Here is a 21,639-nt window from a genome sequence, read left to right on the forward strand (position 1 = left end):
GGTTATCGGCTGGCCGGCCGGCTCCTGATTGACCTGACAATTGACCTGACAATTGACCTGACAGCGACCTGACAGATGCCTGACCGTACCGGACCGCGACGTGGCCGTGCGGTGATCGGCAGGCGGGTTTTCGTTGCTCTCCGACACTGACGGGGGCCGGGAGCACGTGCCGGAGGGCTTCGCCGCCGGCGGTTTCACAGCTGGTAACGCCGCGTGACCAACCTTTGGACATCACCCTCGAGAGACTAGTGTCCGCGGCGGCGATGCGGAACTCAACGCGTCATCAAGTGGAACACGGGGTACCGCGAAAGACCCGGGGCATAACCGGATCGGGGACGGCGGTGGACTCCGATGAAGCCGAGCGCGGTGGAGTTCATCACGGACAGTGCCGATGCGTTGGGTAACTCCTCCGGGGGTCCGGGTCGGGCCCGCCGGAACCGGGCGCGCCCGGATGCAGGGGGTCAACGCGGTGGGCCCGGAGAATGAAACCCGAGGTCGCGGGGCTGAGATTGGACGCCAAGGGGTTCGGTGCGCGGCCCGCTGCCCGGCCGGGGTGGCCCGGAGGTACCGATCCGCATGCGGTGGGCCGGATGGGCCGGATGGGCGGGCCTGGAGGCGATGGCCCGAACGCGGTGGGCCGGATGGGCCGGATGGGTCGGTCTGGAGGCGGTGATGCGGGCACGGTGGGGCCGGACGGCCCGGCGGCTCCGGTGCCGTGGGATCCGGTCCGGCGGGTGCGGTGTGGTGGGCTCCATCGCGCGGGCCCCACCTTCCGGGCCCCACTTTCCGGACCCAGCCACCCGGGCTCCGCGCCGGGTGGGCCACGCAGGGGTCCGGCCCGGCACCGTGACCTCGGGCCCCGGCGCCGGGGAGCCCGCAGGTGGCTCCGTCGGCGCCGGGGAGGTCCCGGATGGCCCGAAGGCCTGGGCAATCCGGGCAATCCCGGGGGCCGGGCAGTCCGGGGCCTGACTGGTCCGGGGCCTGGGTGGGTCGGTCAGCCCGAGATCGGCCGCTCGTCCTGCTCGACGCCGGCCACGATCCTGATGCCGGCCACGATCGCCTCGGGCCCGTCCAGGCCGGCCTCGTCGGCACGCAGCCCGAATCGCCTGATCGCGTCCCCGACCGTGGTGGCCTTGACCTCACCGGCCCGGACGAGGGCTTCCAGGGTCGCGACGACGATCGACTCGGCGTCGACCTTGAAGTGCCGGCGCAGGGCGGCCCGAGTGTCGGAACGGCCGTACCCGTCGGTGCCCAGCGAGGTGAACGGCTGCGGAACCCACCGGGAGATCTGGTCGGGCACCGCGCGCATCCAGTCGGAGACCGCCACGACCGGGCCGGCGGCCCCTTCGAGGGTACGGGTCACGTACGGCACGGCGTCGTCGGCCTCGGGGTTGAGCAGGTTGGCGCGGTCGCAGTCGAGCGCATCCCGCCGAAGCTCGTTCCACGAGGTCACCGACCACAGGTCGGCGGCGACCCCGAAGTCGGCGGCAAGGATCTCCTGCGCCGCCAGCGCCCAGTGGATGGAAGTCCCGCTGGCCAGCAGTTGCGCCCGCGGCGGGGAGCCCACGCCGGCCCCCGCCGCCGGAAGCCCGCCGGCCAGGTCCTCGGCCGAGCGGAACCGGTACATCCCGGAGATGATCTGCGCCGGGTCGAGACCCGCGGGCTCGGCAGGCTGCGGCACCGGCTCGTTGTAGACAGTGAGGTAGTAGAAGACGTTGTCGTCCCGCTCGCCGTACATTCGGTCGAGCGCGTCCCGGACGATGTGTGTCAGCTCGAAGGCGAAGGCGGGGTCGTAGGCCACGCAGGCCGGGTTAGTCGACGCCAGGAGCAGGGAGTGGCCGTCCTGGTGCTGCAGGCCCTCGCCGTTGAGAGTGGTCCGACCGGCGGTCGCCCCGAGCAGGAACCCGCGGCCGAGCTGGTCGCCGAGCGCCCACATCTGGTCGCCGGTGCGCTGGAAGCCGAACATCGAGTAGAAGACGTAGATTGGGATCATGTGCTGCGCGTGGGTGGCGTACGCCGTGCCAGCGGCGATCACCGAGCCCATCGACCCGGCCTCGCTGATGCCCTCGTGCAGCATCTGACCGGTCTCGGACTCCTGGTAGGACAGCAGCAGTTCGCGGTCGACGGCCTCGTAGCGCTGCCCGTGCGGCGAGTAGATCTTCGCCGTCGGGAACATCGCGTCCATGCCGAAGGTGCGGGCCTCGTCGGGGATGACCGGCACGAAGCGCGCGCCCATCTCCTTGGTCTTCATGAGGTCCTTCAGCAGCCGGACGAAGGCCATCGTCGTGGCGACGGGCTGTTTGCCGGAGCCCTTCCGGAGTTCGTCGAAGATCTTCGCTGGCGGTTGGGGGAGCGGCTTGGCCCGCACGACCCGACGCGGGATCGACCCACCGAGCGCGGCCCGGCGTTCCCGCATGTACGCGATTTCCTCGGAGTCCGGCCCCGGGTGGCAGTAGGGCGGCAGGTCACCCGACAGAGCCGAGTCCGGGATCTCCAGATAGAGCCGGTCGCGGAACTCCTTGAGCTCGCTCTTGGTCAGCTTCTTCATCTGGTGGGTGGCGTTGCGGGCCTCGAAGTCCTTGCCCAGGGTCCAGCCCTTGATGGTGTGCGCGAGGATGACCGTGGGCTGGCCCGCGTGCTCGGTCGCAGCCTTGTAGGCCGCGTAGAGCTTACGGTAGTCGTGGCCACCGCGGGAGAGCTTGCGCAGATCGTCGTCGGAGAGGTCCGCGACCATCCGGCGCAGCCGGGCGTCCGAGCCGAAGAAGTGCTCCCGGATGTATTCGCCCGACGACGTCGAGTAGGTCTGGAACTGCCCGTCCGGCGTGGTGTTCATGCGGTTTACCAGCACGCCGTCGGTGTCCTTGGCCAGCAGCGGGTCCCAGTCGCGGCCCCAGACCACCTTGATGACGTTCCAGCCGGCGCCCCGGAACAGCGACTCCAGCTCCTGCATGATCTTGCCGTTGCCGCGGACCGGGCCGTCGAGGCGCTGCAGGTTGCAGTTGACCACGAAGATGAGGTTGTCGAGCTCCTCGCGGGCGGCCACGCCCAGCGCGCCGATTGACTCCGGCTCGTCCATCTCGCCGTCGCCGAGGAACGCCCATACGCGGCTGCCCGAGGTGTCCTTGATCTGGCGGTTGAGCAGGTAGCGGTTGAACCGGGCCTGGTAGATGGCGCCGATCGGCCCGAGCCCCATCGAAACCGTGGGGAACTCCCAGAAATCAGGCATGAGCCGAGGGTGAGGGTAGGACGACAGGCCGCCCGACTCGCCCTCGCGCCGGAAGGCGTCGAGCTGCTTCTCCGTCAGCCGGCCTTCCAGGAAGGCGCGGGCGTAGATGCCCGGGGACGCGTGACCCTGAATAAAGATCTGGTCACCCGAGGCACTTCCCGGCGAGGAACTGAGATGGTCCTTGCCGCGGAAGAAATGGTTGAAGCCCACCTCGTAGAGGCTCGCGCTTGAGGCGTAGGTCGCGATGTGACCGCCGACATTGAACGCGGGGCGGTTGGCGCGGCTCACCATGATGGCCGCGTTCCACCGGATATAGGCCCGGATGCGGCGTTCGATGTGCTCGTTGCCGGGGAACCAGGGCTCCCGCTCCGGGCTGATGGTGTTGATGTAGTCGGTGCTGGTGAGACCGGGAACACCGACCGCCTTCTCCCGGGCCCGTTCGAGGAGCTTCAACATGAGGAAGCGGGCCCGGCCGCGGCCGGACTCCTCGATGACGGCGTCGAGCGACTCCAGCCACTCGCTGGTCTCGGAGGGATCGATATCCGGCAGCTGACTCGGTAGCCCATCGGTGATGACCGAGAACTTCCGGGGTGTGTCCTGCGCCACGCCTTCTCCTGCTCCTCGAGCTTCCCGGGGCCGTCGAGACCATGCGAAAAGGTCCTGATCGTATGATCGTCGGCCCAGTGGTCACTTTTGCAACGTACCGGGGTGGAAACATGCATGATCAATGCGCCGCCGCATCCCGGCCGCTCGCTCATCCCATACGACGCCTGTGCTCTGGGTGATCGGCCGACCCTCGGTGGCCGAGGGGGGTCACCCGGAGAACGGGCCTGTCATGGACCATCGTGCTCTATCGCAGCTGCCTCGTCACGTACGTCTTGGTTACTTCCGGGTCGGGACCTGGGCGATGTGCGGTGCGTTGTTGGCATGTCGTCCGTAGTGCGGCCGATGCCGGGCCCCGCCGTGGTGGACAATCACCCTGATGGAGACCCGGATGAAGACGACGATGCTGTCCGTGCGCACCGGCCGGCGAGAAAGTGTGGTGGATCTCACGCCCGATGCGCGGCGGTTCCTTGCCGGTTCCGGTGGTGGGTTGCTGTCGGTCTTCGTGCCGCATGCCACGGCCGGCGTGGCCATCCTCGAGTTGGGCTCCGGTAGTGATGCCGACCTGCTCGCGGCGCTCGCGGATCTGCTCCCCGCCGACGGCAGATGGCGCCACGCACATGGAACGCTCGGTCACGGCCGCTCACATGTGATGCCGGCCATCATCCCGCCCTCGTTGACGGTCCCGGTGATCGACGGCCGCCTCGCGCTCGGGGTCTGGCAGTCCATTGCGCTGGTGGACCTCAACGTGGACAACCCCGATCGAACGGTCCGGCTGTCGTTCCTGGCGGGATGATTCCGCTCTCTCCGGGGTACTGGCGGGGAGTCACATCAGGCTGACCACGCCGTCGCCTGTCCACAACCGACGGCGTGGCACTTGCGCAGTCACCGGAAGGTCCGGTGGACTAGGTCGAGGCGCACCGATCGATGAGGATCATCATTGGATGCGTCCACCGAGACGGGACGCCCTCGCGGCTACGCGGAGCGTCGACATACGAGCAGGAGGTAGTGGAGGGTGAGTCCGACCGCGGCGAACGCCGAGGGTCAGCGCCGAGCGGAGCGGCTGGGAGTCTCCGCCGGGACCCAGGTGCAGTCGCTCAACGAGGACGACGACATCGCCCAGGACCTGCTGGACGCCGTCACGAGCGCCAGCGGGACCGAGCTTGTCCCCGAGGACTCCGACGACGTCGTCGACATCGTCCTGCTGTGGTGGCGGGAGGATGACGGGGACCTGGCGAACGCCCTCATCGACGCACGGCGGCAGCTGTCCGACGACGGCGTGATCTGGCTGCTGACGCCCAAGGCCGGGCGTGCCGGCCATGTCGAGCCGAGTGACGTGCTGGACGCGGTGCCCACCGCGGGTCTCGTCCAGACCAGCACGTTGAGCGTCGCCCAGGAGTGGTCCGGCCAGCGGCTGGCGGCGCCGAAGTCGCAGCGGGTGCGTCACCGCTGACCCAGGGTGCCCGGTCCGGCCCAGCTGGGCCTGGTCGGTTCGGTCCGGTCCGGTTCGGCCTGGTCGGTCCGGTTCGGCCGGGCCTGGTCGGTTCGGTCCGGTTCCCCCGGTTTCGGGGTCCGGGTCGAGGCGGGCGCGCACCGCCGTGCTCGCGTGCCTCCGGGACGTACGTGGGGTGTATGGGCGCCTCTCGCCGCCGTGGGCGGCGCTCCAGGTGGGCCGGGCGGCGGGCGGTCACCGGTAGGGCGGTCACCGGTAGAGCGGCACCTGCTGGCCCTCGACCGCCCCGGGGTAGCGGTCCCAGATGCGGTTGATTCCGAACTGCAGGACCAGCGCGCCGCCGCCGATGAGGAAGAGAGCGAAGGCCAGGACCGGATTCGTCTCGGCTACCCCGGCCGCACGCTGGGCGTCGCGGACGCGGGTGCCGAGTCGCCAAGCCGCGACGAACGGCGGGACGATGATTACCCAGCCGATCAGGAAGGCCAGCAGCGACAGCGTCGGGTTCACCGCGATGCGCCGGTCATACTCGGCGAGTTCCTTGTTCGTCCGGTAGATCCAGACGAACGGGTAGACACCCAGGGTGATCAGAGGAAGGCCCAGCCACACCGCGAAGGGGTTGCGCCTCCTCCCGAGTAGGCCGGACCCCTGGAACGTGTCGGGGGAACCAGGTGGTCCGGCCAGGCCCGGTGTCCCGTAGTCGGGGGTGGCGGGGTAGCCTTGCTGCGGTTCATGGTCTGTCAGAGACTCACGAAACGCATAGATCGGAAATCCGCCGGTGGATGTGCCCGGCCCGTCGATCGGGTGGGGTTCCCGGGCGGGGTATCCGTGCGGGGTGGAACTCTGATCGGTCAACGTGGCCCTGTCCTCATCGGTGTCCATACCAGTGGCGGCCGCGGGGCACGGCACCATGCCCCCACGCATGTCCGGCGGGTGCGGCTCCCGCGTCGATCGGCCAGACTAGGGCACTCTGGCCTCGAAAACCCGCACACCCGCCGCATCGGGGTCACCGGACCGGGAAGGACACCCTTCGCCCCGATCTGATCACCGTGATCTGATTGCCGAGCACGCGCGTGAACGTCCAGGTCGGGTGCGGTTCCAGGCGATACGGCGGAGATCCGGAAGGTCGTGTAGGGCACGCCGCGGATGGGTGGCCAGCTTCGAGGTAGCCGGCAATGGCATGCTGGATCGGGACATCCATGCCGATCGGTGAGTACCTTCGCCGGATCTGGCGCGGGGCCCGCCGCCGTAGTGATCACCCGTTGTGGTCACCGGTCCCTGATCAGTTCCCCACCGTTGTGGAGAGGAAGAGCCCATGGCCGTCGAGGTTGGCTCCGTCGCCCCGGACTTCTCGCTGAAGGACCAGAACAACGAGGTTGTCACGCTGTCCGCGTTCCAGGGTAAGCGCAACGTGGTCCTGTTGTTCTACCCGTTGACCTTCACCGGCGTCTGCCAGGGCGAGCTGTGCTCCGTGCGGGACGATCTCGCTTCGTTCCAGAACGACGACGTCCAGGTGCTGGCCGTGTCGGTCGACTCGCCGTTCGCCCACAAGGTCTGGGCCGACCAGCAGGGCTACGAGTTCCCGCTGCTCGCCGACTTCTGGCCGCACGGCGCCGTCGCGAGCGCGTACGGCGTCTTCAACGCGGAGCGGGGCATCTCCCTGCGGGGCACCTTCGTCATCGACAAGGAGGGTGTTGTCCGCTGGAAGGTCGTCAACAACATCCCCGACGCGCGGGACCAGGCCGAGTACCTCAAGGCGCTCGCCATCCTCTAAGATCGTCCTTGCGGGAGTCGGCCTGCGTCTGGGGAGTCGTGGAGGGCCGGCTCCCGCCGGGGCTCGCCGCTGCGTAGTCTTAGTCGACCTCGTCATCTCCCGGGCGCGTAGCTCAGCGGGAGAGCGCTCGCCTTACAAGCGAGTGGTCGCAGGTTCGATCCCTGCCGCGCCCACGGGCTGGTTCCGCATGCTTGTTGATCTGCGATCAACTGCGCCAGCAGCCGCGATGCTAGTCGGGAGACGACCCCCCGACCCCCCGACGGGGCGCCTCTGGGGCCTCTGGGGCCGGGAAATCCGGCCGTTTGTAGCAACCGGTGTAGCCGCCTGCCGGGCCGCCGTCGGGGGGAGTGGGGCATCTCAGCCGCCGATCAGATGATCGTCGAGACGGGTGAGCGCGGCGTGCTTGGCCGCCACCTCGCCGTGAACGACGGCCCGGCTGGCCCGGCCGAGTTGGAACGCTCCCACGCCGAAGCCTTCCTGGCGGGCTACGCGGCCACCCACGCCCCGGCAACCGTGTCCCTCGTCTTCCGGGCGTTGCAGCAGTTCGGCCAGTGGCTCGCCGAGGAAGAGGATCTCGACCGGTCGCCGCTCGACCGGATGCGCCCGCCCGTCGTCCCCGAACAGCCGGTGCCCGTTCTCACCGACGATCAGATCCGGACTTTGCTCGCCGGCTGTGCCGGCCGGGACCTGGTGTCCCGCCGCGACGAGGCGATCATCCGCCTGTTCATGGACACCGGTGCACGTCGCGCCGAGATCGCGAACCTCACCGTCGAAGACGTCGACTTCACCCAGGACGTGATCCACATCGTGGCGAAGGGCCGCCGGGCCCGTGCCGTCCCGTTCGGGACGGGCCAGCGACCCCGGGAGGCCGGGCCGGCACACCACGCACGGAGAATGGGCGGCATGAAGATTCGGCTCGAAGGCGGCGACCGTGCTCGCCGAGGTCATGGATGTGATCAGGGTGTCGTCCCCGGAGGGGGACCGTCGGTACAGCGCCGTCCGGATGCACCTCGAAGTGCGGCTTCGGGCTGGCGGCCGCGGCGAGGCGGAGGACCCGGCCGCGTAAAGCCTGTTCGACACGCTCCGCCAGGCCACGGAGGCGGTCCGGTCTGTGTGCGCCGACCGTGGATGTTGACCTTCCCGGCTCCGCGAAGGTCAACATCGGCCACCCGGGGGTTCTTTCGCAGTTCCTTCGCACTTCTTTCGCAGCGAGGGAAGGCGGGCCGACCGCGGGTGTTCTGAGTGATCTTATGGCCACCCATACGATCACATGCGGCCTCCCGGTTCGGCCGCTCAGCCTGTGTCGGCGGGGGCGCTGGCCTGCCGGCGAGCGGCCCAGTCGTGGCGGGTGATCGCGTAGATGTTCCGGGGTCTCCCGCCCCGGTCTACCGGACCTTCGGCCAGAGCGAGGCCGAGCTTCTCCGCGACACGGATCGAGGCCGCGTTCTCCGGGTGGATGATGCTGATCAGCCGCTCCCGGGCCAACACCTCGAAGGCATACTCCAGGGCCGCAGCGCCGCCTTCGGTAGCGAGGCCCTCGCCCCACCGTTCCCGGCGGATGGTCCAGGCCACCTCGGTGCCGGGCCAGCCGTACTCCTCGTACAGCCCCACCCGGCCCACGAACTCGCCGGTCGTCCGGTCATGCGCGAGCCACATCCCGAACCCCTGCAACGCCCAGTGCCCCACCTGGAAAGCGAACATTCGCCAGACCGCGCCCTCGTCTGCCGGTGAACCGGTGTACGCGCTCATATCCGGGTGGGCTGCCATCGCCGTGTACGCCGGGATGTCCACGGCTGTCCAGCCGCTGAGGCTCAGCCGGCGGGTTGTCACGGTCGGCACGTAGACCTGGGGCGTGGGCTCGGCCAGTTCCAACGTCATCAGCCCATCAAAGCGGGACGCGGGGCGGTAGTGAGCTGTTCCCGGAAAGAGGTCACCTCCGGCACCGAGCCGTACCCGGAGAGATCGTTGACGAGGTGGCCTGCGCGCGTAACGACGGTGTGCGTAGGCCGGTCCGCTACCAGCTCCAATGCGCGGCTGCCAAGCATCGCGGCTTCCGCCGGGTCCGGACGCTCACGGCGAAGCAGAGTAGTCGCCAGGACCATAAGGGCATGGCCGTGGTCCTCGAAGCCTGTGGCCCGGCCGCTATCGAACGCCTCAACAGCCTGACGCGCGAGCGGCTCGGCCTCCGTACCAGCACCCAGCCGGGCGAGCAGCCCGGCGGTGAACCAGTCGGCGTTCGCTCGGCCGAACGGGGAACTCCCCGGCCGTGGTTGTGTCTCGATGACGGCCGCATCCATGCGTGCGAGCGCCTCCCGCGTGGCCGTCGGGTCGCCGAACGCGGCGTAGGCGCGGGCCTCGTAGGCGAACAGGCGGGCCCGGGTGTAGGGGTGATCCGCGACTGCCCCAGCCTTACGGACGATCTTCGCCGCCTCGTCGTACTGCTGCCTGTAGAAGCACAGAGTGGAGTCCATCGCGGCAACAGACGCCGTCAGCACATCGTCATCGATCTGTTCGGCGTGGTCCCGGGCTTGGATCACGAGTTGCTGGGATGCGTCCTGGTCGCCCATGTTGAAGGCAAGCCGGGCGAGCATGTAAGCGGACAACCCAGCCACACGGGTCAACTTCGCGTGTGCGCGTGGCTTGACCCCGGATTCGATGTGCTTCTCCGCAGACTGCCAGGTCCTGAACACCTCGGGCGCGAGCGCGTCGTGAGGCGTGCTCGTGAAGGCGGCTGCGTGACGGTCCACCGCCCCATCAAGGCTGGCGAGGGTCAGCGCATCAGGACCGAGCCGCGCGCGCCGCCGATAGGTGTCAGCTGCAAGGGCCGCGGTGAGCTCGAAGAACGTTCGCCTGTCCGTCCCCCTCACCTCCCCTTCCGACTCTGCGGCCCCTTCCGACTCTGCGGCCTGCGGCTCGGGGATATCTACCCCCGCCGCGGCGGTCAACTCGGTCAGCCGTACCGCCTTCTGCGCCGCGCGGATTCGTTCACCGAGGTCGGTTAGCTCGCTGCGGGTGCCGAACACCTGGTCGTACGCCTGGAGGATGTCGCGGGTCGGGAGCCGGCCGCGGTTGCGGATGGCGGAGGCGTTCTTCCGGTTGTGGGTGGTGCGTTTCTCCAGCTCAGTGCCTGTAAGGCCCTTCTCGGCCTGGAGCTGGCAGAACCGTTCGGCCAACTGCGCCTTCAGTGCCTCGACCCCATCAGCGTGCACGACGTTTCCCCTCGGCCGTCGGTGCGCCATGGGTGAGACATTTTTTCCCACCCATGGGACAGAAGATCTCACCCTCCCATCGAGGTGTCACGCGCTGTGTGATGGGTCGTGCGCGGCGGGACACACGCCGGCCACCTTCCCGGACCAGCAGAGGAGCGCATCGTGACTTCCCCCATGCGGGCGCCAGGCGGGTCCGCCGGCCGGATGCCCTCCGCCTGCCACCGGGTCCGCCTTGGCCTGCCCCTCACCGCCGCGGGGCGTTCCCTGGCCGGGCAGGGCCCCGTGGCCGGGGCGGGAGGAGGGCCAGCCGCAGACGCGAGCGGCGGCCCCCTCCCGCCCCTCCCCACCCGGACACCGCAGGCCGTGTGGGATGCTGCGGTGGCTGACCCGGACGGGCCGCTGCGAACCCGGGTCGTCCGTGGGGTCAGGGTCGCTGAGGCTCGCCGGGCACCAGTCGACCCCGAGGGCGACCGGCTGTGGACGGTGGTCGTCCTCGACCACGACGACGACCCGGTAGAGACTGTCCTCGGCTTCCCCTCGCTGGACGCGGCCGACGACTACGCCGCGCGACACCCGGACATTCTGCGCTGGGTGTCGGTGCCGTCCCGGCCGGCGATCCCCGCCGGACTGCCCGGCCCCTGAGACGAGGGGCCGCCTCGTCGTCCACAAACCTGGCGGTCTCCTCCCGCACGGCCCTTCCACCCGAGGTGGGGCGCCTGTCGGATACAGGCGTCCCGGATTCCGGCCTGCGGGTGGAGGGCCCCACGTTCCCCGTCTGCCCCGGCGCCGACCCGCTCCGCCGCGGCAGGCGGGCCCCACCATGAGAGGACCCGTCCCGTGCAGCCGTCCAGCTTGGCCCCGGCCGACGTGACATCGCCGTGGCGCCGCCCGTCACGGATGAACCGGAACGCGGTCGACGTGGTCGAGGTAGCCCGCGGGGAGCACCGGGTCCTGATCCGCTCGTCCCTCGGCCCCCCGATAAGGATCACGCCGCAGGCGTGGGCCGATCTCGTCGCCGCGGTGAAACGCGGCGAGTACGACGACCTCTGATCGCGCCGCCGGGTAGCCGCCCGGAGGTAAACCTCAACGCGAGGGAGCACGATCATGACTGTTGTTGCTGAGGCCCCGACGTTCTTATGGCTGGAGATCACCGGCCGGTGCCAGCTCGCATGCGGCCACTGCTACGCGGACTCGTCGCCGCTCGGGGACCACGGGACGATGAGTGCGGCCGACTGGCGTGCGGTGATCGACGCCGCGGCCGAGCTCGGTGTGGGGATGGTGCAGCTGATCGGAGGGGAACCGACGCTGCACCCCGGCCTGGCCGGCCTGGTCGGCCATGCGCTGGCCGCCGGACTACAGGTGGAGATCTACACGAACCTGCTGCACGTCACGGCCGCCCTGTGGAAGGTCTTCACCCTGCCCGGGGTGCGGCTGGCGACCAGCTACTACGCGGCCGACCCAGCCGGCCATGAGACGGTCACGGGCCGGCCGGGCTCGCATGCCCGGACCCGCGCGAACATCGCCGAAGCGGTCCGCCGCTCGGTACCGCTGCGTGTCGGCCTGATCGACACCGGTGCGGGTGCGGACATCGACGCCGCACACGCCGACCTGGTCGCCCTCGGGGTCACCGACACCGGCCGCGACCAGGCCCGCGGATTCGGTCGTGCCGCGCCGGCCGGCGTCGACGTGGCCGACACGTGCGGGGGCTGCGGGCACGGCACTGCCGCGGTTCTGCCGGATGGCACGGTGTCTCCGTGTGTGTTCACCCGCCATGCGGTCGCGGGCAACGTCCGGCGGACCGGGCTCGGCGCGATCCTGGCCGGGGAGGCGTTCGGCGCCCAGGTCGAGGCGCTCGACCAGGCCCGCCGGCATGTCGGAGTGCCGATGGCGTGCAAACCGAACCCGAAGTGCGCCCCGGCGTCGTCGTGCGCCCCGTCCTGCACCCCGTCCGATACCGGTAACAAGGGATCGAACTGCCAGCCGAAGGGGAAGTGAGCAGGCGATGAGGTGGGTGCCGGTCCGGGTCGACGACGCCTGGATGGGGTCGGTCTGGCGTGACGGCGCTGCACAGCTCGGGGTGCAGCCGCAGGGCGCGCCGGCCCTCAGCGCGTCCGGGAACGTCATCGGCGGGCCGGTCACCCACCGCGGAGAGACGGCGTGGCTGCGGGTCGCCCCGTTCCTCGAAGACGCCATGGACGTGGAGCCGTGGCACGGTACCCGCGACGCCGGGCCCCTGACCGGGATCTGTAAACCGACGCTGCTCGACAGCGCCGAATGGACCCACCCCGACCCTGTGCCGGTGCCGGTCTGCGCCGAGCTGATGACCTACGTGCCGGACCCGCCCGCCACACCCGGGGATCAGTACCTGGGGCGGCCGCTCGACCTGTCCTCGGCGTGGCTGGCGGACCTGCGTGCATCGTTGGACGCGCTCTCCCGGCAGCCGACCGGGCGGGAGATCTGGGGAAACCGGATCGACCGGTACACCAACCTGCTGCACGCCGTGTTCGGTCGTCCTGCACCGGCCGATGCCGTGCCAGGGTGGGGCAGCACCGAACATCTCGACCTGCACTGGGGCAACGTCACCGTCCCGAACCTGATGATCCTGGACTGGGAGCACTGGGGCACCAACGTCGCCGGCTACGGCGCGGCCCGGCTGTACTGCACCGCCCTGGCCGTCCCTGACGTTGCCTCCCGGATCTACACCACGTTCGCGGACGTGTTGTCGAGCCCGTCCGGCCGGTACGCGATCCTCGTCAACGCCGCCGACATCCTCTCCGACTTCACCCACTACCGGGACGAGGTCGGGCTCTGCCCCGCCCTCCACCGGGTCGCCGCGGAGATCCTGTCCTGATGGCGCCGGAACAGTGGCGGGCTCATGCCCGCGCCCTGGCCGGCCAGGTGACGCATCCCGGCTCCCGCTGGCACGAGCAGATCGCCGACACCCCGCGGCATCTGCTCGTGCCGTCCTGGTGGGAACGTGACGGCGGAGCATGGATGCTGCGCCGGGGTCAGCTCGCCGACGCCTACACGGACCGGTCGCTGGTGACCCGCGTCGGGCCGGCGCACGCCGAGACCACGCCAGCGCCAGTGACCGGCCCGAGGGGCGTCCGATGCCCGTTCACGCGCTGGCCCGGATCCCATCCGGGTGGCACCGGGGGCACGGGATGCCGCGGGGCCGGGCGGTGTCCGTCCGGTACGACGGGTTGGCCTGCATGACGGCCGGGGAGTGACCGGCGTCCCCACCACAGGAGCCACACCACGGAGGCAGGCCCGTGCTGGCCGTACGGGGCGTGGGCGCAGACATCCACGCCGTCCATCCCGGTTCGGCGGTGTGCGTGGCTGCTGGGCGGCATTCCGGGCACGTCCCGTCCGGGTGGAACGTGGCCGTCGGGTGGGTGAGGCATACCAGCTTCGACGGGTCACCGGCCGGACCGGACGCTGTGACCCGGGCCTGCTCGGCCTCGAAGGCGCGGGCGGTCTCCTTCCGGCGCAGCGGGCGTCCACCCGGGTTCATGTCGACCGGCCACCCCGTAGCAGGGTCGATGTCCAGGCCGGTCATGCCACGCGGCTCGTGGATCGTCGCGTTCGGGTCGAAGCCGCGCCGCAGCCGGCTGTGGGCGCTGCCCGCACGCGGCGGGACGAACGTCTCCAGGAACCGTGTGGGCGCCGTCTCGACCGCTGTCCGCAGGTAGGCCACCGGATCCGACACAGGCCGCGGTGTGCCGTCCTTCGCCCGCAGGACCATCGCCACCCCCTTGCCGGCAAGGGGGTGGTCGATCGTCTGCCCGGTCACCTCACGGACCAGGTCGATCAGCGTCTGGACCAGGTCGGCACCGGCGGGTACGGCGGGAGCTGACTCCCCGCATCCCTTGCTGCCTGTGGTGGAGCTGGCCTCGATCGGGTCGGGCGGGGTGGTTTCTGTCCTGTGGTTGGGGTTATCCACATACGGACGTTCCGCTGACGGACCATCCGAAACCGGTAGTTCCGCTGGCGTGTTCGCATCACCACTCTCTGGCATGGCCCGGACCGCCAACGGAGCCCAGATCACCCGACCACCCGGACCCGGAACCCGTCTCCGAACGAGATGCCCGGAGGATTCAAGCTCCTTGAGAGCGGCGGCAACGACCCGCCGACCCCAGCCCCGGAACTCGCGCTTGACAGCGTCCGCGTTGACGGTGGCCAAGTACTCGGGTGTGTGGGAGAGAAGCCAGATCAGGATCATCCGCGCGTACCCGCTCAGCGTTGGGTGGCTGATGATCGTGTTGGGGATGGGGGTCCAGCAGCCCCGATCTACACCGCTCGGTGGGGCTCACCCAGCTCGTGCGGATGGGCGCGGTGCGGGTAGGAGTACGGGTAGGCAGGGACTGCATACCGCTGGCGGGCGGGATACCGCTCACGGACGGGGAGGCGAGACATGGCGCAGGTGGGAGAACGGGAGGCGCGCAGGGTCGCCGAGGCGGCCCGGGAGGCCGAGTGGCGGCTTCCCTCGTTTGGCAAGGAGCTTTTCCTCGGTCATCTCCGGCTCGATCTGATCTCCCCGCACCCACGGCCGAAGGAGGGCGACCGGCGGCGGGGGGAGGCGTTCCTGGCCCAGCTCGAGTCGTTCCTGCGGGAGACGGTGGACCCGTTGCAGATCGAGCGGGACGGGCGGCTACCTGGGCAGGTGATCGACGGGCTGCGGCGGATAGGCGCCCTCGGCATGAAGATCCCCGAGGAGTACGGCGGACTCGGGTTGACCACCGTGTACTACAACCGGGCGCTTGAACTGTCCAGCTCGTGGCATTCGAGCCTGCCCACGCTGCTCTCGGCGCACCAGTCGATCGGCGTGGCCGAGCCGGTCCTGGGGTTCGGTACCGAGGAGCAGAAGCGGACGTATCTGCCGAAGGTGGCCCGCGAGGAGATCAGCGCGTTCCTGCTGACCGAGCCCGACGTGGGCAGCGACCCGGCCCGGATGAGCAGCCAGGCGGTGCCGGTCGAGGGCGGCGCCGCCTACGAGCTGAGCGGCCGCAAGCTGTGGACCACCAACGGTGTGATCGCCGATCGGCTGGTGGTCATGGCGGTCGTCCCGCGCTCGGCCGGTCATCGCGGTGGCATCACGTGTTTCATCGTCGACGCCCACGCACCCGGCGTGAAGGTGGAGCACCGCAACGAGTTCATGGGTCTGCGCGGCATCGAGAACGGGGTGACCAGCTTCGAGCGGGTCCGGGTCCCGGCCGCGGACCGCCTCGGGCGGGAAGGCGATGGGCTCAAGATTGCCCTGACGACGCTGAACACCGGCCGCCTCGCCCTGCCGGCGACCTGCGTGGGCGGTGCCAAGTACGCGCTGCGCATCGCCCGGGAATGGTCGCGGGACCGCGTCCAGTGGGGCCGGCCTATCGGCCAGCACGACGCCATCGCCCAGAAGATCGCGTTCACGGCCGCCACCACGTTCGGGCTGGAGGCGGTGCTGGAGCTGTCCGGCCTGATGGCCGATGAGGGACGCGGGGACATCCGGATCGAGGCTGCCCTGGCCAAGCTGTATGCCAGCGAGATGGCCTGGCTGATCGCCGATGAGCTGGTCCAGATCCGCGGCGGCCGCGGGTACGAGACCGCCCAGTCCCTGGCCAACCGGGGGGAACGACCGGTACCGGCCGAGCAGATGCTACGCGATCTGCGCATCAATCGGATCTTCGAAGGCTCCACCGAGATCATGCGGTTGCTCATCGCGCGGGAGGCGGTGGACACCCACCTCGCGGTGGCCGGCGACATCATTTCCCCGGACGCGCCGGTCGCGGCGAAGGCCCGCAGCGCCGGACGGGCGGCTGCCTTCTACGGCCGCTGGCTGCCCGGCCTCGCCGTCGGCAGTGGGACGTCGCCGCGCTCGTTCCTCGAATTCGGCCGGCTCAGCACGCACCTGCGCTTCGTGGAGCGCTCGGCGCGCAAGCTCGCCCGGTCGACCTTCTACGGGATGGCTCGCTGGCAGGGCGGGCTGGAGAAGAAGCAGGCGTTCCTCGGGCGTCTCGTCGACATCGGCGCCGAACTGTTCGCCATCAGCGCGGCGGTCGTGCGGGCCCGGATGCTCGACGAGGAGGGCGAGCCGACCGCGACCGACCTGGCCGACCTGTTCTGCCGGCAGGCGCGACGCCGGGTCGAGGCGTCCTTCGCGGCGCTGTGGCGCAACGACGACGCCCGCAACTACACGGCGGCGCAGGAGGTGCTTGCGGGCCGCTTCAGCTGGGCCGAGTCCGGCGTGATGGACCCGAGCGGCGAAGGGCCGTTCCTCGCCGCGGAGCGGCAGCGGGCGGTCCCGACTCGACCGGCCGTCGACCTGCTCGCCGCGGGCTGAGCATGTGCGCCTCGCGTGATCATGCCGGGCAGGCGGCGCGGTACCAGAGGGGCGGCGCGGTACCAGAGGGCTTGGGCCGGCCTTCCACTACGCGGTCGGGTCGGGCCCGAGGGCCGCGTCCAGGAGCGCGCCCAGCTGGTCGAGTTGGTCGGCCGACAGGGCGCGGAACGAGGAATCGAAGACGGCGTCCACGGCGTCCTGGCCGGCCGCGCGCAGCCGCGCGCCCTCCTCGGTGAGCCGGTGTCGCACGGCACGGCCCGGCCCCGGAACCCGCTCGATCAGCCCGCGGGCGGCCATCCGGGCCGCCAGGGAGCCGAAGGACTGGTCGGTTTGGAACGTCAGCACTGCGAGGTCGTGCAGCGATGCGTCCGGGTGCCGGTGCAGGTGACGCAGGGTGTCCCACTGCGCGAGTGAGAGTCCCAATGGTGCCAGCGCGCGGCTCAGCGCGCGGTGATGGCGGTACTGCAGGCGTTTGACGGACAAGGCGACGTCCGCGGTGCGGTATCTCACGACCTGAGCCTAGCGTGTCGAGTAAGGTTGCTTGTATCATGAAGCTGATATAAGGTTGCTTATATTCCTGTCAATAAGAGAGGAATCATGAGTACTCCGATCATGGCCGGCTCCCTCCGGCCCACCCACACCCACACCCACACGCTCCAGGTCGGCTCCGCGGGAGCGGTCGAGATCACCGTCCAGGACCGCGACCGCACCCGGCCGTTTCTGCTCCTGCACGGTGGAGGTGGCACGGTCACCATGACCGGCTTCGCCGATCTGCTCGCCGAGCGCACCCACTCCCGGGTACTGCTGCCCACTCACCCCGGCTTCGGCGGTACGCCGAAGGCCGAAGCGCTGACGGGAGTCATCGAGCTCGCCCGGATGTATGTAGCGATGATCGAGCAACTCGACCTCACGGATGTGACCGTCGTCGGCAACTCCTTCGGTGGGTGGCTCGCTGCCGAGATCGCCTTGCAGCAGAGCCCCCGGGTCAGCGGCGTGGTGATCATCGACGGTATTGGTATTGACGTCGACGGCCATCCGATGCTCGATGTCCGCGGTCTCTCGCCTACTGAGATCCGGTCGTTCTCCTTCCATGACCCGAGCAAGATGCCTGCTTCGCCGGGTACTGGCGATGCCGGGCCGAGCCCGGATGTGCGAGCGCTGGTCGGGTACACGGGCCCGGTCATGTCGGACCCGACGCTCGCCGAGCGGCTGGGTGGTCTCGACATCCCAGCCCACGTTCTGTGGGGCGAAAGTGACGGCATCGTTGACCCGGAATACGGCAGGGCCTATGCCGCCGCGATCCCACTGTCGACGTTCACGCTGCTGCCCCGGTCCGGCCACCTGCCGCAGGTCGAGACGCCCGGGGAACTGCTTGGTGCACTGCTCGACGTGGGCAGTTACTGACATCCCAGCTGAACAAGGGAGAACCATCCATGCTCCGGCGGCTTGAGAAGCCGCCGGCTTTAGCCGGCGGAGGAGTCACCAGCAACCGTTCCAGGGGTGCGAACCGCACGTAGTCCACAGGTTCGGTGTCCACAGGTTCGGTGTTGGACGTCAGGGGCTCGGCGGGCCACGGTGTCTCGATTCGTCGGAGCGGTCAGTAGGCGTGCGTGCCGGGAGCACTGCTGCCGGTGTAGGAGGCAAGACCGGATACCAGCTTCGCGAGGGCGGGGTCCTCCTCGTAGCGACGCTTGTGCAGGGCGGCGATCTTCTCGGCGATCTCCGGGTCCTTGTGGTCGGTGACGTCGAACGACACGAACGTGCCGACCAACGGGAGCCCGATCTCGTCGGTATGCCGGTGGGCGGGGTGCTTGAGGTACTCCCAGTATCCGTCGAGGTCCTCGATGACATAGGTCGCGCCCCACTCGAACTCGCCGCCGACGTCGCGGCCGACCACGAACGAGGTCACCGACGGGATGACACGACCTTGGTTGCGCAAGCTCTCGACCGCTTCCTCCACCTTGTCTGCCGGGGCGTCGGGGCGAAGGGTCATGCGGACCGTGTGGTAGATCATCGGGTGTCGTCCTTTCCCTGATGGGGTGAACGGATCAGCAGCGCCGCGGCGATCGCGCCCGCGAGGGCCGCGATCCCGGTCCAGGTGAAGGCTCCGGCGACGCCGGAGACCTCGATGCCGCCGCCGCGAGCACGGTCGCCCGAGCGGCGCGCGTCGGGGACTCGCACAGGTGGCCCGTGGTCATGGACACCGGACTCCCTCCGTCGAGTCGGGTAGTGGCTCGACTCGAGGCTCGCACTGGTCCGGCACCGCCCGCGTCGGTGAAAACCACCTACATCGGCGCGCATACTGTTCCCGTTGTGGGGATACCGGTCCGGACGTTCGTCGGCAGGGGTGAGGAACGCCGCAGGCTCGAGGCGCTGGTCGCGGGCGCCAAGGACGGCGAGGGCGGGGTGCTGGTGCTCCGCGGCGAGGCCGGTATCGGCAAGAGCGCACTGCTCGACCACCTGCGGCGCTCGGCGCAGGGGATGCGGGTCATCGAGGCGACCGGATCCCAGTCTGAGACCGAGTTCCCGTTCGCCGCACTGCACCAGCTGTGCGTCCCGGCCCTGGGCGACCTCGCGGCACTACCCCCGCCACACCGCGCGGCACTGGAGGCGGCGTTCGGCCTCGCCGACGGCACACCAGAAATGTTCCGCATCGGCATGGCAGCCCTGGAACTGCTGGTCACCGCGGCGGGGTCGGAACCGGTGCTGTGCCTCGTCGACGAGGCACACTGGCTCGACGACGCATCGACACGGATACTGACGTTCCTTGCGCGGCGCATCGCGGCCGAACCGGTGGCGATGGTGCTGGCCGCACGGCACGGACTTGACGAGCTACCGAGCGTCGAGGTGACCGGGCTGGCCGACGACGACGCCCGCCGGCTGCTGGCGGACACCCGCGCCACGCTGGACGGGACCGTGCGGGACCGCGTGCTCGCCGAGGCCAGGGGCAACCCGCTCGCGCTGCTCGAACTGCCCGGCGCCGGCGGCTTTGCCCTGCCCGACGCGTCCTCGGTGCCCAGCAGGGTCGAACGCAGTTTCCAGGATCGTCTCGTGCCCCTGCCCGAGGACGTGCGATTGCTGCTGACCGTGGCTAGCGCCGACCCGACCGGTGACCCCGGCCTGTTGTGGGCCGCAGCCGAACGACTCGGTGTCGGCCCGGCGGCTGGCGCGCACGCCGAGGCGTCCGGGCTGGTCGAGCTCGGCCCGCGCGTGCGGTTCTGCCACCCGCTCGCCAGGTCCGCGGTCTACCAGGCCGCCGCCGTCGAGGACCGCCACGCCGCGCACCAGGCGCTCACCGAGGTCACGGACCCGGAACGGGACCCCGACCGGCGGGCCTGGCATCGCGCGCAGGCCGGTGCCGGCCCCGACGAGGACACCGCCGCGGAACTGAACCGTTGCGCCACCCGTGCCGCGGCACGTGGGGGAGTGGCGGCTGCCGCGGCGTTCCTCGCGCGGGCCGCTGCCCTATCCCGTGACCCCGCGCGCCGCACCGAACGCACACTCGCGGCCGCGCAGGCTCACCTCGACTCCGGTGCACTCGACGCGGCGGACGGCCTGCTCACCGCGGTCACGGTGGACGGGACCGACCCCGTCGCGCTGGCCAGGGTGGAGCTGATGCGCGGGCGGATCACGTTCGTGCGCCACCGCGACGGCGACGGTCCGGCGTTCATGCTGCGCGCGGCCCAGCGCCTTGCCGCGACCGACCCACGGTGGTCGCGGGACTGCTTTCTCGACGCCGTCGAGATGGCCCTGGTCGTCGGCCGGGCCAGCGGGGTCATGGACATGGTCGTCGAGGCAGCGCGCTCGGCGCCGCCGGCATCGGGCCCGCCGGACCTCCTGGACGCGCTGCTGCGGCTGGCGACGGAAGGACACCACGCGGCGGCGCGGCCGGTCCGCGAGATCCTCGCCTCCCGTCCACAGTGGACACGGCGACCGGCGCTCGCCGGGATGCTCGCCGTGGAGCTCTGGGACGCCGAGGCACACGGCGTGATCACCGACTGGGTGCTGGCCTCCGCCCGCGAGTCGGGGTCGCCGCTCATGCTCCGCCTCGGTCTTGGCATGGCGGCGGCCGGCGCGGTGCACACCGGTGACTTCGCCGCCGCCACCTCGGCGATCGCCGAGGAGGAGGCGGTGGCGGACGCGGTCGGGGTGGAGCCGCTGGCGTATCCGCAGCTGCACCTCGCCGCCTTGCGTGGCCGGGAGGCGCAGGCGCGGGCGGTGATCGACGGTTTCACCGCCGAGGCGACCGCGAGCGGCACCGGGCAGACGATCGCCAACGCCGACTGGGCAACGGCCGTCCTGAGTAACGGCCTCACCGACTACCCGGCGGCACTTGCCGCCGCCGAGGCGGCCACCCGGCACGGCGACCTGTTCGTCGCCGCGATCGCCCTGCCGGAACTGGTCGAGGCCGCGGTCCGCTGCGGCGAGCACGAGGTGGCCCGGTCGGGTTCGGTATCGCTCACCGAACGCACCGAGGGCAGCGGCACACCGTGGGCGCTGGGCGTCGGCGCCTACGCCCGCGCACTCGTCACCGGCGACGAGGACGACTTCGCCGCGGCCATAGGTCACCTTGAGAGGAGCCCGCTCGCCCCGTATCTGGCCAGGGCGCACCTGCTCTACGGCGAGTGGCTGCGCCGCCAGGGCAGGCGACGCGACGCCCGCCGGCAGCTTCGTACCGCCTACGACCGGTTCGCCGACATCGGCATGGCGGCCTTCACCGACCGCGCCGCCGCCGAGCTGCGTGCGGCCGGCGCCGACGTGCGCGGCCGCACGTCGGGCACCACCGACGACCTCACCGCGCAGGAGACCCACATCGCCTGCCTGGTCGCGGAGGGCGCCACGTCAAAGGAGGTCGCGGCACGGCTGTTCATCAGCCCCCGCACCGTCGACGCCCACCTGCGCAATATCTTCCGCAAGCTCGGCATCACGTCCCGTCGCCAGCTCCGGGACCTGCCCGCACTGCGTACCCCCACCGCCAGATGAGTGTGAGCGTGCCGCGTACCGCGGAGTCCTGGTGGGTCGAGCTGGACGGCCGCGCCGTCGATCGTGGCT

Annotated in this window: 19 protein-coding genes and 1 tRNA gene; 12 read left to right on the top strand and 8 right to left on the bottom strand. The window is 70.4% G+C overall.

Translation table 11 applies throughout. The features are described 5' to 3' along the window. Window positions 1–994: 994 nt before the first annotated feature. Window positions 995–3,832: a pyruvate dehydrogenase (acetyl-transferring), homodimeric type gene (gene aceE, locus AC08OO_RS02585; protein ID WP_476618196.1), complete on the bottom strand. Its 2,838-nt coding sequence runs from the start codon at window positions 3,830–3,832 to the stop codon at window positions 995–997. Window positions 3,833–4,220: 388 nt separating this feature from the next. Between aceE and AC08OO_RS02590 the strand changes: the two genes are divergently transcribed. Beyond that, window positions 4,221–4,625: a secondary thiamine-phosphate synthase enzyme YjbQ gene (locus AC08OO_RS02590; protein WP_476618197.1), complete on the top strand. Its 405-nt coding sequence runs from the start codon at window positions 4,221–4,223 to the stop codon at window positions 4,623–4,625. Between the two features lie 219 nt (window positions 4,626–4,844). Continuing rightward, on the top strand, window positions 4,845–5,282 hold the full coding sequence (locus AC08OO_RS02595) for a DUF3052 domain-containing protein (RefSeq protein WP_011437440.1): 438 nt from the start codon (window positions 4,845–4,847) through the stop codon (window positions 5,280–5,282). Between the two features lie 249 nt (window positions 5,283–5,531). On the opposite strand, the gene AC08OO_RS02600 is transcribed toward AC08OO_RS02595, so the two are convergent. Continuing rightward, entirely contained in the window at window positions 5,532–6,134 is a 603-nt protein-coding gene (locus AC08OO_RS02600) for a DUF4234 domain-containing protein (protein ID WP_476618198.1), read from the bottom strand. 460 nt (window positions 6,135–6,594) lie between these two features. Here AC08OO_RS02600 and AC08OO_RS02605 point away from each other — a divergent pair, with 460 nt between their 5' ends. From AC08OO_RS02605 to AC08OO_RS02615, 3 genes are all read left to right on the top strand, one after another. Next, the gene (locus tag AC08OO_RS02605) at window positions 6,595–7,053 is read left to right on the top strand and encodes a peroxiredoxin (protein ID WP_476607812.1); all 459 of its coding nucleotides are present in this window, start codon (window positions 6,595–6,597) and stop codon (window positions 7,051–7,053) included. 101 nt (window positions 7,054–7,154) lie between these two features. After that, window positions 7,155–7,226, top strand: a tRNA-Val gene (locus AC08OO_RS02610). A gap of 424 nt (window positions 7,227–7,650) precedes the next feature. Further along, window positions 7,651–8,295 (top strand): tyrosine-type recombinase/integrase, encoded by a 645-nt coding sequence (locus tag AC08OO_RS02615; protein WP_476618212.1) that lies wholly within the window; start codon window positions 7,651–7,653, stop codon window positions 8,293–8,295. Between the two features lie 51 nt (window positions 8,296–8,346). On the opposite strand, the gene AC08OO_RS02620 is transcribed toward AC08OO_RS02615, so the two are convergent. Both AC08OO_RS02620 and AC08OO_RS02625 read right to left on the bottom strand, forming a co-directional pair. After that, a complete protein-coding gene (locus AC08OO_RS02620) occupies window positions 8,347–8,931 on the bottom strand; it encodes a GNAT family N-acetyltransferase (protein ID WP_011437436.1) in 585 nt (194 codons plus the stop codon). Continuing rightward, complete coding sequence (locus AC08OO_RS02625) at window positions 8,931–10,262, bottom strand: transcriptional regulator (RefSeq protein ID WP_476618199.1); 1,332 nt, start codon at window positions 10,260–10,262, stop codon at window positions 8,931–8,933. The genes AC08OO_RS02620 and AC08OO_RS02625 overlap by 1 nt, the downstream gene beginning before the upstream one ends. A 378-nt stretch (window positions 10,263–10,640) precedes the next feature. Here AC08OO_RS02625 and AC08OO_RS02630 point away from each other — a divergent pair, with 378 nt between their 5' ends. The 4 genes from AC08OO_RS02630 to AC08OO_RS02645 all read left to right on the top strand — a co-directional run bounded on the left by AC08OO_RS02630 (window position 10,641) and on the right by AC08OO_RS02645 (window position 13,113). Then, entirely contained in the window at window positions 10,641–10,904 is a 264-nt protein-coding gene (locus AC08OO_RS02630; protein ID WP_476618200.1) for a hypothetical protein, read from the top strand. A 195-nt stretch (window positions 10,905–11,099) separates the two neighbouring features. Then, window positions 11,100–11,312: a DUF397 domain-containing protein gene (locus AC08OO_RS02635; RefSeq protein WP_011437433.1), complete on the top strand. Its 213-nt coding sequence runs from the start codon at window positions 11,100–11,102 to the stop codon at window positions 11,310–11,312. 54 nt (window positions 11,313–11,366) lie between these two features. Beyond that, entirely contained in the window at window positions 11,367–12,257 is an 891-nt protein-coding gene (locus AC08OO_RS02640) for a radical SAM/SPASM domain-containing protein (protein WP_476618201.1), read from the top strand. Between the two features lie 7 nt (window positions 12,258–12,264). Further along, window positions 12,265–13,113: a hypothetical protein gene (locus AC08OO_RS02645; protein WP_011437430.1), complete on the top strand. Its 849-nt coding sequence runs from the start codon at window positions 12,265–12,267 to the stop codon at window positions 13,111–13,113. 267 nt (window positions 13,114–13,380) lie between these two features. On the opposite strand, the gene AC08OO_RS02650 is transcribed toward AC08OO_RS02645, so the two are convergent. Beyond that, complete coding sequence (locus tag AC08OO_RS02650; RefSeq protein WP_476618202.1) at window positions 13,381–14,205, bottom strand: hypothetical protein; 825 nt, start codon at window positions 14,203–14,205, stop codon at window positions 13,381–13,383. Window positions 14,206–14,676: 471 nt separating this feature from the next. On the opposite strand from AC08OO_RS02650, the gene AC08OO_RS02655 reads away from it, so the two are divergent. Continuing rightward, a complete protein-coding gene (locus tag AC08OO_RS02655) occupies window positions 14,677–16,587 on the top strand; it encodes an acyl-CoA dehydrogenase family protein (protein WP_476618203.1) in 1,911 nt (636 codons plus the stop codon). A gap of 87 nt (window positions 16,588–16,674) precedes the next feature. Here AC08OO_RS02655 and AC08OO_RS02660 read toward each other — a convergent pair whose 3' ends face one another. Beyond that, complete coding sequence (locus tag AC08OO_RS02660; RefSeq protein ID WP_011437426.1) at window positions 16,675–17,097, bottom strand: MarR family winged helix-turn-helix transcriptional regulator; 423 nt, start codon at window positions 17,095–17,097, stop codon at window positions 16,675–16,677. Window positions 17,098–17,184: 87 nt separating this feature from the next. On the opposite strand from AC08OO_RS02660, the gene AC08OO_RS02665 reads away from it, so the two are divergent. Beyond that, the gene (locus tag AC08OO_RS02665; protein ID WP_476618204.1) at window positions 17,185–17,991 is read left to right on the top strand and encodes an alpha/beta fold hydrolase; all 807 of its coding nucleotides are present in this window, start codon (window positions 17,185–17,187) and stop codon (window positions 17,989–17,991) included. A gap of 193 nt (window positions 17,992–18,184) precedes the next feature. On the opposite strand, the gene AC08OO_RS02670 is transcribed toward AC08OO_RS02665, so the two are convergent. Together AC08OO_RS02670 and AC08OO_RS02675 are read right to left on the bottom strand one after the other, a co-directional pair. Further along, window positions 18,185–18,601, bottom strand: coding sequence for a Dabb family protein (locus AC08OO_RS02670; protein ID WP_476608092.1), 417 nt, complete (start codon window positions 18,599–18,601; stop codon window positions 18,185–18,187). Further along, window positions 18,598–18,768: a hypothetical protein gene (locus AC08OO_RS02675; protein ID WP_476608091.1), complete on the bottom strand. Its 171-nt coding sequence runs from the start codon at window positions 18,766–18,768 to the stop codon at window positions 18,598–18,600. Before AC08OO_RS02675 ends, AC08OO_RS02670 begins: the two co-directional genes overlap by 4 nt. A 93-nt stretch (window positions 18,769–18,861) precedes the next feature. On the opposite strand from AC08OO_RS02675, the gene AC08OO_RS02680 reads away from it, so the two are divergent. After that, on the top strand, window positions 18,862–21,570 hold the full coding sequence (locus AC08OO_RS02680; RefSeq protein ID WP_476618205.1) for an AAA family ATPase: 2,709 nt from the start codon (window positions 18,862–18,864) through the stop codon (window positions 21,568–21,570). Window positions 21,571–21,639: the final 69 nt, after the last annotated feature.

This window comes from Frankia sp. CeCAU1 (assembly GCF_977971845.1).

Coding starts and splice junctions, on each gene's coding strand:
- AC08OO_RS02605 (WP_476607812.1), top strand. CDS start 6,595: ATGGCCGTCGAGGTTGGCTCCGTCGCCCCGGACTTCTCGCTGAAGGAC.
- AC08OO_RS02590 (WP_476618197.1), top strand. CDS start 4,221: ATGAAGACGACGATGCTGTCCGTGCGCACCGGCCGGCGAGAAAGTGTG.
- AC08OO_RS02645 (WP_011437430.1), top strand. CDS start 12,265: ATGAGGTGGGTGCCGGTCCGGGTCGACGACGCCTGGATGGGGTCGGTC.
- AC08OO_RS02620 (WP_011437436.1), bottom strand. CDS start 8,931: ATGACGTTGGAACTGGCCGAGCCCACGCCCCAGGTCTACGTGCCGACC.
- AC08OO_RS02670 (WP_476608092.1), bottom strand. CDS start 18,601: ATGATCTACCACACGGTCCGCATGACCCTTCGCCCCGACGCCCCGGCA.
- AC08OO_RS02640 (WP_476618201.1), top strand. CDS start 11,367: ATGACTGTTGTTGCTGAGGCCCCGACGTTCTTATGGCTGGAGATCACC.
- AC08OO_RS02615 (WP_476618212.1), top strand. CDS start 7,651: ATGCGCCCGCCCGTCGTCCCCGAACAGCCGGTGCCCGTTCTCACCGAC.
- AC08OO_RS02665 (WP_476618204.1), top strand. CDS start 17,185: ATGAGTACTCCGATCATGGCCGGCTCCCTCCGGCCCACCCACACCCAC.
- AC08OO_RS02655 (WP_476618203.1), top strand. CDS start 14,677: ATGGCGCAGGTGGGAGAACGGGAGGCGCGCAGGGTCGCCGAGGCGGCC.